The sequence below is a fragment of the Salinivibrio costicola subsp. alcaliphilus genome (assembly GCF_001996185.1).
Classification (GTDB): Bacteria; Pseudomonadota; Gammaproteobacteria; order Enterobacterales; family Vibrionaceae; genus Salinivibrio; species Salinivibrio costicola.
In genome coordinates, this window is the sequence record NZ_MUFR01000018.1 from 1 (window position 1) to 14,964 (window position 14,964).

Genomic DNA, 14,964 nt, shown 5'->3' on the forward strand with positions numbered 1-14,964 from the left:
TCACTCAGTTCATCGAATAAATCTTTTTGTCTATTCTCAACGAGTGCCCACACAGATTGCATAGGTCAAATTGTTAAAGAGCGTTGACTGTGCGAAGCTGCGCTTCGCTTGGTCAGGGCTGCGTATCTTACGCGCCTTACCGTTAAAGTCAAGAAGAAATTTTATCTTTTATTTTCAACCCTCAGGCTGGAAACAAAACCTCTTTTTGACTCCCCTAACGCTTGGCGTTAAGTGGACGGTTATCTTAATCTTTTAAAAACTCACGTCAAGCGTTTATTTTTATTTGATTTTTTACTTCAACATGGCGCTGAGCGCTTGCCCTGCGTGCCGTGTCGATGGAGGCGCATTATAGAGAAGTTGATCGCCTTAGCAAGAGGGAAAAGCGACTTTTTTTGCAAAAAGCCGCCGTTCGGTCAAATAATCAGCGCTATGGGCTAAAACTGAGCAAATTGATCAGTAAATGCTTTCACTTTTTGCCAATCGGTATATTCCACTTCCTTACTCGTATCCGTCTCGCCGCCGGTAATATGCATAATCAAGCGAATCATCATACGATCGAACCATTTATAGCGCGGGTAGTAGAGGGCTCCGGCGAACACGCCATGCAACTGAGGCGTCCATGGCGACTTTTCTAGAAACTTACGACTATAGGCGCTCGTTTCTGCGGTATCTTTACCAGGTTTACGCGCGGTTAAATTGACACTAAAAAAGCCCGCTTTCACTCGGTTTAGCTGTTCGCTGTGCGTATCGATAAATTGATAGAGCTTTTTATTGAAGTGGCCATAACGAATCGATGCTCCGATTAACACCCGATCATATTGGGTAAGATCGAGTGTTGGCACTTGATGGAGATCGCTCACGTCACACTGCGCACGTTCTCCAAGCTGACTCTCTATATAATGTAGAATCTTCTTAGTTTGCCCTTCCCGACTTGAGTGTAACAGCAGCACTTTCTGCGTTGCGTTGCTCATTGCTTCTCCTTCCCCTGTTTAGCTACGCCAAAAAGTGGGGGTAAATAAAACCAGTAATGTGAATATCTCTAAACGACCAAACAGCATCGCCAGGATCAGTACCCATTTCGCTGTGTCATTAATATCACCAAAGTGAGCAGCCACTTCGCCCAAGCCTGGGCCGAGATTATTGAGTGTGGCCGCCACAGCCGAAAAAGCGGTCAGCTCTTCGATGCCGGTTGCAATTAACGCAAGCATACAGATCACAAAGACCAACGCATAGGCGGAGAAAAATCCCCATACCGCGTCGACGACTTGTTGACGTAAGGCTTTGTTGCCCACCTTAATCGTATACACTGCACGGGGATGGACTAAGCGCTTAAGCTCGCGCGTACCTTGTAGTGAAAGCAATAAGATACGAATGACTTTCATCCCCCCACCTGTTGAGCCTGCACACCCGCCGATAAAGGAAGTGAATAACAAGAGAACAGGTAAAAACAGCGGCCAATGAGCAAATGTCGTCGTGGTATAGCCTGCGGTGGTTGAAATAGATACCGACTGAAATAATGCTTGAGTAAAAGTTTCAGTGGAACTGTCATAGACTTGATGGCCACTAAGCATGGTGAAGACGACCAGCCATAGTAGGAATTGAATAAGCAAAAACGCGCGAAATTCGGGATCACGTAAGTAAAACTTTAGATTAAGCCCGTTATTAGCAAACGCCGCAAAGTGCAGCGAAAAGTTACACGCTGATATTAACAAAAAGACCACGGTGATCAGGTTTACGGCCGTACTGTCAAAGTGACCGATACTTGCGTCATGGGTTGAAAAACCGCCAATTGCAACGGTTGAAAAGCTATGCCCAATCGCATCAAACGCTGACATACCGGCCAACCAATAGGCTAACGCGCAGCTGACCGTCAGTGTCAGATAAATGTACCAAAGGACTTTCGCGGTTTCGGCTATCCTGGGCGTCATTTTGGTATCTTTGACCGGCCCTGGGATCTCTGCACGATAAAGCTGCATGCCCCCGATGCCAAGTACGGGAAGAATCGCCACCGCTAAGACGATAATCCCCATTCCGCCCAGCCATTGAAGCAGCTGGCGATAAAATAAAATGGCCTTGGGCAACTCATCCAGACCAACAATCACGGTCGCCCCTGTCGTCGTTAACCCCGAAAAGGACTCAAAAAACGCCTCACTGACCGATAAATCAGGCTGTTCCGACAACATCAGCGGCACAGAGCCTGCGCTGCCGATCACCGTCCAGAACAGCACGACAATTAAAAAGCCATCGCGCGCTTTGAGTTCATGCCGGTAATCACGGTTTGGAAACCAAAGCAGTCCCCCCCCCCGCAAGCAGTAAGAAAAATGTCAATACAAACGGGAGCCCAGCACCGTCACGGTAAATAAAAGCCACCAGCGCAGGGGCGAGCATGGTAATGCTGAACAGGGCCAGTAGAAGTCCGACGATGCGGGTAATGGAACGAAATTGCATAGCCTGACGTGGCCCTCTTATCAGCGACAGCCTTTTACTGCCGTCTCATCGTTACACGTAAAGCAGGCTAAATGCCTGACGTTAATTATTGATGTTCTGTCGAGCAAGCTTGTGCCTGCCCACGAGTTTGATTTTTTAGCGCATCAAGAAAACCTTCGATGAATCGCGCATCAATACGGACAGCTAGCTGCACATTATGACTGAACGCTGCATCAAGCTGAATGCCATGGTACTGCTTTAGTAGCGCCTCGATAGTATCAATGTGAGCATATTCACAGCTTATTGTGTAAGGAACCGTGACAGCAACCTCACGCGTTGTTAATAAGCTTAGCGCTTGTTGCACACTGGTACCGTATGCTTTCACTAAGCCCCCGGTACCCAGTTTGATCCCACCGAAATAACGGACAACCACCGCACAGATCTCTCCGACCTTTGCGCCCGACAGTTGCGCAAGCATTGGTTTACCTGCGGTTCCTGCGGGCTCGCCATCGTCACCACAGCCCCATTGTACCGATGATTCGGGTCTTCCCGCGACGAAGGCCCAACAATGATGGCGCGCATCAGGGTAAGCGTTGCGTAAAGATTGAATAAACTGCTTCGCGTCTGCCTCACCCGGTGTGTGAGCAAGATAGGTGATAAATCGGCTCTTTTTTATTTCAAGCTCGTGCCTGACAGTCTCTGCAGGAACCGCATAAGGCGTGATCGACATAATGATATAATCCTTCAGTTTCTACCTTGCACTTTATCATATCTCCGCTTCTTCTACAGGGACGCCCATGCAGTAAAAACAATCCACACCACACATTTTAAACATTCGTTTAACTTTTGGTTGTCATTTATTATAACAATGATCCACACTAGAGCTCATCTGGTCTAACCAGAACAGTATTCAACCAGGATGGTACGGCCAACGTGGAGAAAAACCATGATCTACCAAGGAGATAACCTTTCAGTTCGTGCATTGGAAAACGGCATTGTAGAACTGACACTGGACAGCCAGGGTTCTGTCAACAAACTGGATCTGTCGACGCTAGAAAGCTTAGACCGAGCCCTCGACGCCTTAGCAGGCCGAGAAGATGTAAAGGGGCTCATGCTCACATCTGCAAAGTCGGCCTTTATTGTCGGCGCCGATATCACCGAGTTTCTCGGTTTATTTGCCAAGCCCGACCAAGATCTCTCTGATTGGGTGTCGCGCGCGAACGCAATCTTCAATCGTTTAGAAGACCTCCCCTATCCAACGATCAGCGCCGTCAACGGCCATGCCTTAGGGGGCGGCTGCGAGTGTATTCTTTCTACCGATTTACGTGTTGCAAGCTCTGACGCACGGATTGGTCTCCCCGAAACCAAACTGGGTATTATGCCTGGGTTTGGTGGCACCGTGCGCTTACCGCGTTTAGTGGGTGCCGATACGGCGATGGAAATTATCACTGCAGGTAAAGAAAAACGCGCCGCAGCAGCGCTCAAAGAAGGATTAGTGGATGCCGTCGTTGAAGTAGATAACCTTCGTGACGCGGCAATCAGTATGCTCACTCAAGCCATCAATGAAAAAATTGATTGGCAAGGCCGTCGTCAGCAGAAAAAACAACCATTGGGGCTAAACCGCACAGAAGCCGCCATGAGTTTTACCATGGCTAAAGGCATGGTGGCTCAGGTAGCCGGTAAGCACTATCCAGCGCCCATGACTGCCGTGACGGCCATTGAAGAGGCGGCCGGCATGACACGCGATGAGGCACTCAAGGTCGAAAATCGCTATTTCGTGAAACTGGCAAAAACCGACGTTGCTCAAGCCTTAGTCGGGATTTTCCTCAATGATCAAGTGATCAAAGGCAAGGCGAAAAAAGCCGCTAAACAAGGGAAAGATACCCAGCGTGGTGCCGTTCTAGGTGCAGGTATTATGGGCGGCGGCATCGCCTACCAATCGGCCCTAAAAGGCGTGCCTGTGATGATGAAAGACATTGCACAAGCATCGCTAGATTTGGGCATGAAAGAGGCCACCAAGCTACTCAATAAGCAACTCGAACGCGGTCGTATCGATGGCTTTAAAATGGGCCAAGTGCTGTCGTCAATCACCCCAAGTCTACACTATGCCGGCATTGAACATAGCGATGTAGTTGTTGAGGCTGTGGTAGAGAACCCTAAAATCAAAGCCAGTGTTCTCAAAGAGGTAGAAGAGCAAGTGAGTGCGGATGCGGTAATTGCATCGAATACCTCCACCATTCCTATCAATACGTTGGCCAAGTCAATGGCGCGCCCAGAAAACTTCTGTGGCATGCATTTCTTTAACCCCGTCCACCGCATGCCGTTGGTCGAGGTGATTCGAGGCGAAAAGACCTCCGATGAAACCATTGCCCGTGTGGTTGCCTATGCAGCGAAAATGGGCAAATCACCGGTTGTTGTCAATGACTGTCCCGGGTTTTTCGTCAACCGCGTACTCTTCCCCTATTTCCATGCCTTTAGCCTTCTTCTTCGTGACGGTGTGGATTTCCAACGCATCGATAAGATTATGGAGAAGCAATTTGGCTGGCCAATGGGCCCTGCCTACTTGCTCGACGTGGTTGGTATCGATACCGCGCACCACGCGCAAGCGGTGATGGCAGAAGGCTTTCCTGATCGCATGAGTAAATCAGGTCGTGATGCGATTGATGTGATGTTCGACGCCGAGCGTTTCGGTCAAAAGAACGGCAAGGGTTTCTATCGCTACTCTATCGATAAAAAAGGGAAGCCGAAAAAAGAAGCTGATGAGGCCGTACCTGGGTTACTTGCCTCCGTGATCGAGGGGAATCAGTCAGATATCAGTGATGAAGATATAATTGCTCGTATGATGGTGCCGATGGTCAATGAAGTGGCACGTTGTCTCGAAGAAAACATTATCGCCTCTCCTGCTGAAGCAGATATCGCCTTGGTTTATGGCATTGGTTTTCCACCATTCCGCGGTGGTGCTTTCCGTTATGTTGATACTCTGGGTGTTGATCACTATGTCGCAATGGCAGACAAATTCTCTGATCTTGGCGCCTTGTATCATGTCCCAACGGATATGAAACGTCGTGCGGGCGACAAACAGGCTTACTTTGATGTGACCCCGGTCAACGCACCGCAATCAGCCTAAGGTTAAGGAGAGAACAATGAACAATGTAGTGATCGTTGACTGTATTCGTACACCAATGGGCCGCTCTAAAGGCGGTGTATTTCGCAATGTACGCGCGGAGGACTTATCGGCGCACTTGATGAAATCCTTACTGACTCGCAACCCAGCAGTCGAAAGCAGCGCAATTGAAGATATTTATTGGGGCTGTGTCCAGCAAACGCTAGAACAAGGCTTTAATATTGCGCGTAATGCCGCTTTATTAGCGGGGATCCCACACTCCGTTGGTGCTACCACCGTCAACCGCCTGTGTGGTTCGTCGATGCAAGCGCTACACGATGCAGCGCGTGCAATCATGGTTGGCGATGGTGACACCTTCGTGATTGGGGGCGTGGAGCATATGGGACACGTGCCGATGAACCATGGCGTCGACTTCCATCCTGGTTTGTCTAAATCGGTTGCAAAAGCAGCAGGCATGATGGGACTTACTGCAGAAATGCTTGGTCGTATGCATGGTATTAGCCGCCAAATGCAAGACGAGTTTGCTGCTCGCTCTCATGCGCGTGCTCACGCAGCCACGGTAGAAGGGCGTTTTAGACAAGAGATAGCCCCTATCGAAGGCCATGATGCCAACGGTCTACTGACTCTGGTTGAAGATGATGAGGTGATTCGTCCAGAAACCACGGTTGAAAGCTTGGCCAACCTGCGCCCCGCCTTTGACCCTGTTACGGGCACAGTGACGGCGGGTACTTCATCGGCGCTATCAGATGGCGCATCAGCAATGCTAGTGATGAGCGAAGAAAAAGCCAAATCACTCGGGCTCCCTATTCGAGCACGCATTCGTGCTATGAGCGTTGCCGGCTGTGATCCATCAATTATGGGTTATGGCCCAGTGCCAGCCACCCAAAAAGCACTGAAACGCGCTGGATTGAGTATCGATGATATTGATCTTGTGGAGCTGAACGAAGCATTTGCCGCGCAATCACTACCTTGCGTCAAAGATCTCGGCCTGATGGATAAAGTCGATGAAAAGGTCAATCTCAATGGCGGCGCCATTGCCTTGGGTCACCCATTAGGCTGTTCAGGTGCACGCATCTCGACCACCTTGTTGCATCAAATGGAGCGTCAAGATGCCACCTTAGGGTTGGCAACCATGTGTATTGGTTTGGGTCAAGGGATTGCCACCGTGTTCGAACGCGTGTAATGCCTTCTTCGTGACGATAAAAGAGCGGTGTTTACCGCTCTTTTTTTTGGGTTGCGTCTAACGGCGTTCAATCGCATAGTGATTGATATAACGCAAGTGGTCGATTATTCGCTCGGCCTAGTATGGCCGCTCACTTATTCCAACCGGGAGAATGCCATGTTTAACGCGCTTGTCCTCGAACAACACGAAAAACAAACCCTCGCCAACATCACCGCCTTAGCAGAGAGTGATCTCCCTGACGGCAATGTTACCGTCGATATTGACTATAGTTCACTCAATTACAAAGATGGCCTCGCCATTACCGGCAAAGGGAAAATTGTGCGCCAATTTCCGATGGTGCCAGGTATTGATTTTGCTGGCACGGTTGCAGACAGCCAGCACCCAGACTATCAACCTGGAGACAAAGTGGTGCTGACCGGCTGGGGCGTCGGTGAAGGCCACTGGGGTGGCATGGCTGAGAAAGCGCGCGTTAACGGTGATTGGTTAGTCCCCTTAGCCGAAGGGCTGACTGAACAACAAGCCATGATGGTCGGCACCGCTGGGTTGACTGCCATGTTATGCGTACAAGCCTTGATTGATGGCGGCGTTAAGCCAGAAGACGGCAAAGTATTAGTCACGGGCGCCAGTGGTGGCGTAGGCTCTGTCGCCGTCACCTTATTACATGCTCTCGGTTATCGCGTCAGTGCTGTCACTGGCCGCCTAGACGCAAACCAAACCTGGCTTGAACAGCTTGGTGCCGATGACGTTTTACCGCGCGACGCATTTAGCGCCCCTGGGCGCCCGCTTGATAAACAACACTGGGCTGGTGCAGTTGATACCGTCGGCAGTCAAATGCTCGCCAACGTGCTGTCACAAATTCAGTATGGTGGTACGGTCGCTGCATGTGGCCTTGCCGGTGGCTTTGACCTCCCTGCCACCGTCATGCCATTTATTTTGCGGAATGTACGCTTGCAAGGAGTGGACTCTGTCTCTTGCCCGAGACCACAACGGCTCGCCGCATGGCAGTCACTCACCAAGCTGTTACCCGCACGCTACTTTGAACAAGCGTGCCACACTATCGCTCTGGCCCAGACGCCAGCGTACGCCGATAAAATCATCAATGGCGAAATAAAAGGCCGCGTGGTGATTGATATCACCAAGCAAGACTAACCATAAACGCAAGATTCATCATATGACACAAGGTCAATACTCAGCGAGATATTGGCCTTGTTTCCGTTACTGGTTTTCTCTGAATAACAGGCAAAAAAAATCCCGCTCTGAAAGCGGGGAAGCCCAAGAAAACTAGGGAGTGAGAGTGAGTGTCGCTGTTGAGTGAGTTAGCTAGCCTTGCGAAGAATCTGTTGGCTGAACGGTCAATGTTTCCATCAACAACCCCAGCGCAGACACCAGCAATGCTAAAGTCGTTAATAGAGCGTGACCCTGACTATGCGCTAAGTCTAAAAAAGCAAGGGCGCTCAATCCTGTATAAGCCAATACACGGTAGCCATAAGTAAAACCAAATTGTTGCTCGTTTACTTTTCTCATGCCACTCGCCATTCGTTAACGACTTGTTAATTAATTTACACAATAATTTTACAATCACAACCCTATTTGAATAATTCTGACTCGTAAGTATGATCAGGTCGACATTTTTTGAGGACACCGACATGACGACGCTTTTTAACCATGCTGATCATCAGCTTGATGCTTTAGGGTTGCGCTGCCCTGAACCTGTAATGATGGTACGTAAGCGTATCCGCCATATGGATGACGGTCAGACCTTGCTTATCACCGCTGATGATCCCTCTACGACACGAGATATTCCGAGTTTTTGTCGCTTTATGGACCATACCCTGGTCGCTGCCCAAACAGAGACCGTGCCGTTTCAATTTTTGATCAAAAAAGGGCTGGCATAATGCCAACCCTTATACCAATTCATCATTGTCCTGCGTTAACTCAGTAGATACCAGGTATCGAGTACAGCCAATGCCGCAAACATGGCCGCGGCAAGCGCGCGTACCACCGCAAATGGCACATGGCGCTGAATCTTATCGCCGGCTAAAACCACGGGAACATTGGCTAACAGCATCCCAATGGTAGAACCAATCACCACAACCCACAGTGCATCATTAAACTGTGCCCCCAGTGCCGTGGTCGCCAATTGGGTTTTATCCCCTATTTCAGCGACAAAAAAGGCGGTAAAACTGGCCCAAAATGCACTCTTTCCCTGTATGCCTTCATCCTCAAGCTTATCTGGGATCAGCATCCAAACCGCCATCACACTAAAACTGATAATCAAAATGACGTGTAAAACGGTGTCTGTTAGAACGTCTGCGGCCACCACACCAAGCCATGCGGCTATTGCATGGTTAACCAAAGTGGCTAATAGAATGGCACTGACAATCACCGCGGGTTTTCGAAACCGGGTCGCCAACGCCAAAGATAGTAACTGGGTTTTATCCCCTATTTCCGCCAAGGTGACGGTGGAAATAGAAATAGCAAGAACGCTCATGACAATGCTCATCTGGGGCAGGGCTTATTATGATTCAACCACGACAACACACACGCCCCACCCCGGTTCGTGCGATTGTCGTTGGTCTCGTCAAGCCCAGAGCACCATAAAGGTGGGCTTGCAATCACCATGAAGATTTTGCTTCAACTATGTTGATGATTGCCCCACTGACTGCGCAGTGGTCGACTACTCCCCAAGACGGCGCTAGTTTACGATTTGAACAATCATTTGGCAACGTCTATTCATCCATATTACCGCTGTATCGATAAGTCGGTTAAAGACGCACAAAAATCCGCCAGCCCCCTACTGCTTGAGCGCGCTGCGAGTTATAATTGCCAGCTATTTTCTCCATTCATCAACTCGCGCGAACCTGACAATGCATAAATTCGATATCAAAACCTTTCAGGGTATGATCCTCGCGCTGCAGGATTATTGGGCCCAGCAAGGCTGTACCATTGTTCAGCCGCTAGACATGGAAGTGGGGGCGGGAACCTCCCACCCGATGACATGCTTGCGTGCCCTTGGACCAGAACCGATCGCAGCGGCTTACGTTCAACCTTCTCGTCGTCCAACCGATGGTCGTTATGGTGAGAACCCAAACCGTTTGCAGCACTATTATCAATTTCAAACCATTCTCAAACCATCACCCGACAATATTCAGGAGCTCTATCTAGGCTCTCTGCGTGTGTTAGGTATAGATCCCGAAGTTCACGATATTCGCTTTGTCGAAGATAACTGGGAAAACCCAACACTGGGTGCGTGGGGTTTAGGCTGGGAAGTGTGGCTTAACGGAATGGAAATTACCCAGTTTACCTACTTCCAGCAAGTCGGTGGTCTGGAATGCAAACCCGTTACCGGCGAAATCACTTATGGTATCGAGCGCTTGGCCATGTACATCCAAGAAGTCGACTCTGTCTATGACTTAATCTGGACTGATGGTCCGTTTGGCAAAGTGACCTACGGCGATATTTTCCATCAAAACGAGGTGGAGCAGTCGACCTACAACTTTGAACATGCTGATGTTGACTTTCTGTTCCGCTACTTTGATCAGTGCGAAGCCGAAAGTACCAAGCTCTTGGATCTCGAGCAGCCGCTCCCCTTGCCTGCTTATGAGCAGATCCTAAAGGCTGGTCATGCGTTTAACCTACTGGATGCGCGAAAAGCCATCTCAGTGACTGAACGCCAACGCTATATTTTACGCATTCGTACCCTGACTAAGCGGGTTGCTGAGGCGTACTATGCATCACGCGAAGCACTGGGCTTCCCCATGTGCCGCCACACTCAATAAGGGAGCATCATGGCAACGCAAAATTTCCTGATAGAGCTAGGTACGGAAGAGCTACCACCGACAGCATTGCGTACACTGGCTGAAGCCTTCGCAAGTCAGTTTGAAGCGCAACTAAAAGACGCTGACCTGAGCCACCAAGGTGTTACTTGGTATGCATCACCTCGCCGGCTGGCGTTAAAAGTTGCCGCTTTGAGCGATCGCCAACCCGATAAGGTCGTAGAAAAACGCGGACCCGCGGTCAGCGCTGCTTTTGACGCCGACGGCAATCCCACCAAAGCCGCCATGGGTTGGGCGCGCGGTAATGGTATTGATGTCAGCGAAGCTGAACGCTTAAAAACCGATAAAGGTGAGTGGCTGCTTTATCGTCAACACGTTCCTGGCCAAGCCATTGACGCTTTGCTGCCCGTGCTAGCCGATAACGCGCTAAACAAGTTGCCTATTCCTAAACCCATGCGCTGGGGTGATAAAGACACCCAGTTTATCCGCCCGGTGAAAACCTTGGTAATGCTATACGGTGAAACCTTAATTGAAGGCACGATTTTGGGCGTGGCGTCCGACCGTGTTATTCGTGGTCACCGCTTCATGGGTGAGCCGAATTTAACCCTGGCTCACGCCGATCACTACCCTGAGCGTCTCGAGCGGGAAGGCAAAGTGATGGCGGATTATGAAAAGCGTAAGGCATTGATTATTAAAGATGCCAAAGCAGCCGCGGACGCAGTGGGCGGAATGGCTGAGCTGGATGAAGACTTGGTCGAAGAAGTCACCTCATTGGTAGAATGGCCGGTAGTACTGACCGCCTCTTTCGAGAACAAATATCTCAAAGTACCGTCTGAAGCGCTGGTATACACCATGAAAGGCGACCAAAAGTACTTTCCAGTGTATGACGCCAACGGCGAGCTACTGCCTAAGTTTATCTTTGTTTCTAACATTGAATCGAAAGATCCGACACAGGTTATCTCAGGGAACGAAAAAGTCGTACGCCCTCGCCTCGCGGATGCGGAGTTCTTCTTTGATACTGATCGCAAGCGCCCATTGATTGATCGCCTGCCAGAGCTTGATAGCGCGGTATTCCAAAAACAATTAGGTACCATCAAAGATAAAACCGACCGCATTACTGCACTTGCAGGACAGATTGCAGAGCGTATCGGTGCCGACAAAGCACACACCGAGCGCGCTGGCCAACTGGCAAAGTGTGACTTAATGACCTCAATGGTGTTTGAGTTTACCGAAACGCAAGGCGTGATGGGCATGCACTACGCACGTCATGATGGTGAACCAGAAGCGGTTGCGCTGGCACTGAACGAGCAATATTGGCCGCGCTTTGCCGGTGATAAGCTACCTACGACGCCAGTATCGTCAGCCGTTGCAATGGCCGACAAAATGGATACCATCGTCGGTATCTTTGGTATTGGCCAAGCACCAAAAGGGAGTGATCCATTCGCCCTACGCCGTGCTGCTCTCGGTGTGCTACGTATTATCGTTGAAAACGGCTATCAGCTGGATTTAGTCGACCTCATTCGCGACGCCAAAGCCCAATACGATGATCGTCTCACCCATAAAGAAGTAGAGACCGAGGTCTTAGACTTTATGCTAGGTCGTTTCCGCAGCTGGTATCAAGATATGGGCTATAGCGTCGATATTATCCAAGCGGTATTAGCGCGCCGTCCAACCAAGCCTGCCGATTTCGATAGCCGTGTGAAAGCCGTTTCTCATTTCCGTAGCTTGGACGAAGCAGAAGCCTTGGCCGCCGCCAACAAACGTGTTGGCAATATCCTTGCGAAGTACGACGGCGAGCTGCCCAGCACAGTCGATAGCAGCTTACTACAAGAAGACGCTGAAAAAGCACTGGCGGATGTAGTGGCAGAAAAAGTCGCTGCGGTTAAGCCTTTGTTTGCTGACAGCGATTATCAAGGCGCGTTGACCGAACTGGCGCAATTGCGCACACCGGTTGATACCTTCTTTGATAATGTGATGGTCATGGCCGATGACCCAGCACTGAAGGCCAACCGTTTAGCGATGCTTCACCTTATCCGTGAGCAGTTCCTCAACGTGGCAGATATCTCGGTACTGCAAAAATAGACCCATCGAAGGCGTTATCAAACCCCGCACTAGCGGGGTTTTTTATGCTAATCCTGGTTATGTTTCACGTGAAACACTAGGCCTATAACCACGATGAATGCTTCGCATCAGTGTACTTACTTCTTCGTTTTACTCTCAACCTAACCTTCCCAGATAGTGGCATATCAACGCTGTACTGATAACGTAACAACCCTGTCAACCACCGGACTTAAAGAGCGTTCGATAACAGCCTCACAACGCTTTCTTTTTCACAAACAATTGTTGTATGTTGATGGCAGCTTAACCAAAACAATGACATAAATATTTGAAGGCAGTAATCATGGAAGTCACTCACTTTGGCGAGAAACTCGCTAACCACTCGGGTATCACCCAGTTAATGGACGATTTGAATGATGGCTTACGTAATCCAGATGCGATTATGCTCGGTGGCGGTAACCCCGCTGCGATACCGGAAATGCTCGATTACTTCAAAACACTGAGCCAATCGATGCTGGATGATGGTAGCCTCGTCCATGCCATGGCCAACTATGATGGCCCACAAGGTAAGTCGGCATTACTGAATGCCCTCGCCGAGCTTCTCAATAAGACCTATGGGTGGCAGCTTTCCAGTAAAAACATCATGCTCACCAACGGTAGTCAAAGTGCGTTCTTTTATCTGTTTAACCTTTTAGCGGGACGTTATTCAGACGGCAGCCATAAAAAGATTTTACTACCCTTGGCGCCTGAATATATTGGCTATGGCGATGCAGGGATCAGCGACGATATCTTTGTTAGCTACCAACCTGACATTGAGTTAATGGATAATCGACAGTTTAAATATCATGTCGACTTTAGTCGCTTAACCATTGATGACAGCATTGGTGCTATCTGTGCCTCTCGGCCGACCAACCCAACCGGTAATGTGCTCACTGATAGCGAGATCCAGCAGCTTGATAAACTCGCGCGCGAGCATAACATTCCATTGATTATCGATAACGCCTACGGTACGCCGTTCCCTGATATTATCTTTGAAGATGTTGCCCCGTTTTGGAACGACAATACTATTCTTTGCTCTAGCCTCAGCAAGCTAGGGTTACCCGGGGTGCGTTGCGGGATCGTGATCGCCAACGAAGATGTCATCCAAGCCATGTCAAATATCAACGGCATCGTTAGCCTATCGCCAAACAGTGTCGGACCGGCAATGGCGCTGGCGATGATTGAACGAGGTGACTTGTTGCGATTAAGCAAAGAGGTCGTTCGCCCCTTCTATCAACAAAAATCACAGCGCACACTTCGTATGGTGTTGGACACTATTAATGATGAGCGTGTTCGCGTGCATAAACCCGAGGGGGCCATCTTTTTGTGGCTGTGGTTTGAAGACTTACCCATTTCTACCCAAACACTGTACCAACGACTAAAAGCCCGTGGTGTACTGGTGGTGCCAGGCGAATATTTCTTTATTGGTGTGGAAAGCGAGGATTGGCCTCATGCGAGACAATGTATTCGCATGAACTACGTCCAAGACGACGATACCATGCAACGAGGCATAGAGATTATTGGCGAAGAAGTCATCCGTGCCTACCAAGAGGGCTAACACTGTTTCACGTGGAACACTTACCGAGCTCCTTCTTTACTGTTTCACGTGAAACATTGGCTCAGGCTTAGTTCGAACCAACGTAACAATCTGGCAAGTCATCCATCGTTATCATCGACAAGCCAGGTTCCTGCAATGATAAGCAGACTGAAAGCAACCAACATGCATAAATGAAGGGCAGCGTTAGCTGCCCTCTTCGTTACGATTAACTTATTGCTTGGAGTAGCTGCGCCGCTAAACCTTCATGTCTCTGCCGCGCTTATTCTGCGTTTTCTAGCATGCGGTTACCGCCTATTTCGATACGGCGAGGTTTTTCTTCTTCAGGTACCTCACGAACCAGATCAATATGCAGCATGCCGTTTTCCATTTCCGCCCCCATCACTTTAATATGATCGTCGAGGTGGAACTTGCGTTCGAAGTCTCGTTCAGCAATGCCCTGGTATAAGAACTTAGTGTTCTGGTTTCGTTCGGCTTTTTTGCCGGCGACCGTCAGGCTATTTTTTTGCTGAGTGATATCGACTTCATCTTGCCCGAATCCAGCAACAGCCATCGTAATCCGGTACTGGTTCTCCTTACTTTGCTCAATGTTGTAAGGAGGGAACCCACCCGCATTATTAGTGTTACTATTCTCGACCAAGTCGAACAAACGGTCAAAGCCAATCGCAGTACGATAGAGTGGAGAGAAATCAAAGTTACGCATAATCTTACCCTTCCTATGAAGCAATAAAATTCAACTAACGGCTTTCCGTTTCGGACAAGCCCCCGGCGACCCAATGGCATCGCCTCATTACTCTATATA

12 protein-coding genes, 1 pseudogene and 1 riboswitch are annotated in these 14,964 nt (G+C 49.4%); of the genes and pseudogenes, 7 read left to right on the forward strand and 6 right to left on the reverse strand.

The window, feature by feature from the left end; genetic code table 11:
* Positions 1-434 precede the first annotated feature (434 nt).
* The 3 genes and pseudogenes from hemG to BZJ21_RS07745 all read right to left on the reverse strand — a co-directional run bounded on the left by hemG (position 435) and on the right by BZJ21_RS07745 (position 3,157).
* Positions 435-971 carry a menaquinone-dependent protoporphyrinogen IX dehydrogenase gene (hemG, locus tag BZJ21_RS07735; protein ID WP_025744923.1) on the reverse strand — a complete coding sequence of 179 codons (537 nt, stop codon included), beginning with the start codon at positions 969-971 and terminating at the stop codon, positions 435-437.
* A gap of 18 nt (positions 972-989) precedes the next feature.
* A pseudogene (locus tag BZJ21_RS07740) lies at positions 990-2,448 on the reverse strand (TrkH family potassium uptake protein).
* 85 nt (positions 2,449-2,533) lie between these two features.
* Positions 2,534-3,157: a YigZ family protein gene (locus BZJ21_RS07745; RefSeq protein WP_077669496.1), complete on the reverse strand. Its 624-nt coding sequence runs from the start codon at positions 3,155-3,157 to the stop codon at positions 2,534-2,536.
* A gap of 216 nt (positions 3,158-3,373) precedes the next feature.
* On the opposite strand from BZJ21_RS07745, the gene fadB reads away from it, so the two are divergent.
* From fadB to acuI, 3 genes are all read left to right on the forward strand, one after another.
* Positions 3,374-5,554 (forward strand): fatty acid oxidation complex subunit alpha FadB, encoded by a 2,181-nt coding sequence (fadB, locus tag BZJ21_RS07750; protein WP_077669497.1) that lies wholly within the window; start codon positions 3,374-3,376, stop codon positions 5,552-5,554.
* A gap of 16 nt (positions 5,555-5,570) precedes the next feature.
* Positions 5,571-6,734 (forward strand): acetyl-CoA C-acyltransferase FadA, encoded by a 1,164-nt coding sequence (gene fadA, locus BZJ21_RS07755; protein WP_077669498.1) that lies wholly within the window; start codon positions 5,571-5,573, stop codon positions 6,732-6,734.
* A gap of 156 nt (positions 6,735-6,890) precedes the next feature.
* Entirely contained in the window at positions 6,891-7,883 is a 993-nt protein-coding gene (acuI, locus tag BZJ21_RS07760; protein ID WP_077461801.1) for an acrylyl-CoA reductase (NADPH), read from the forward strand.
* Positions 7,884-8,054: 171 nt separating this feature from the next.
* Here the strand turns inward: acuI and BZJ21_RS07765 are convergent, their stop codons facing one another.
* Positions 8,055-8,258, reverse strand: a complete 204-nt coding sequence (locus BZJ21_RS07765; RefSeq protein ID WP_025744548.1) for a hypothetical protein — start codon at positions 8,256-8,258, stop codon at positions 8,055-8,057.
* Between the two features lie 122 nt (positions 8,259-8,380).
* Here BZJ21_RS07765 and tusA point away from each other — a divergent pair, with 122 nt between their 5' ends.
* A complete protein-coding gene (tusA, locus tag BZJ21_RS07770) occupies positions 8,381-8,629 on the forward strand; it encodes a sulfurtransferase TusA (protein ID WP_077461800.1) in 249 nt (82 codons plus the stop codon).
* A gap of 35 nt (positions 8,630-8,664) precedes the next feature.
* On the opposite strand, the gene BZJ21_RS07775 is transcribed toward tusA, so the two are convergent.
* On the reverse strand, positions 8,665-9,225 hold the full coding sequence (locus BZJ21_RS07775) for a TMEM165/GDT1 family protein (RefSeq protein WP_025744547.1): 561 nt from the start codon (positions 9,223-9,225) through the stop codon (positions 8,665-8,667).
* Between the two features lie 92 nt (positions 9,226-9,317).
* Positions 9,318-9,427, reverse strand: a riboswitch (yybP-ykoY riboswitch).
* Between the two features lie 174 nt (positions 9,428-9,601).
* Between BZJ21_RS07775 and glyQ the strand changes: the two genes are divergently transcribed.
* The 3 genes from glyQ to BZJ21_RS07790 all read left to right on the forward strand — a co-directional run bounded on the left by glyQ (position 9,602) and on the right by BZJ21_RS07790 (position 14,165).
* Positions 9,602-10,513: a glycine--tRNA ligase subunit alpha gene (glyQ, locus tag BZJ21_RS07780; protein WP_025673809.1), complete on the forward strand. Its 912-nt coding sequence runs from the start codon at positions 9,602-9,604 to the stop codon at positions 10,511-10,513.
* Between the two features lie 9 nt (positions 10,514-10,522).
* Positions 10,523-12,592: a glycine--tRNA ligase subunit beta gene (gene glyS / locus BZJ21_RS07785; RefSeq protein ID WP_077669499.1), complete on the forward strand. Its 2,070-nt coding sequence runs from the start codon at positions 10,523-10,525 to the stop codon at positions 12,590-12,592.
* Between the two features lie 319 nt (positions 12,593-12,911).
* Positions 12,912-14,165: a valine--pyruvate transaminase gene (locus BZJ21_RS07790; RefSeq protein WP_077461797.1), complete on the forward strand. Its 1,254-nt coding sequence runs from the start codon at positions 12,912-12,914 to the stop codon at positions 14,163-14,165.
* A gap of 259 nt (positions 14,166-14,424) precedes the next feature.
* Here the strand turns inward: BZJ21_RS07790 and BZJ21_RS07795 are convergent, their stop codons facing one another.
* Entirely contained in the window at positions 14,425-14,865 is a 441-nt protein-coding gene (locus BZJ21_RS07795; protein ID WP_025744545.1) for an Hsp20 family protein, read from the reverse strand.
* Positions 14,866-14,964 lie beyond the last annotated feature (99 nt).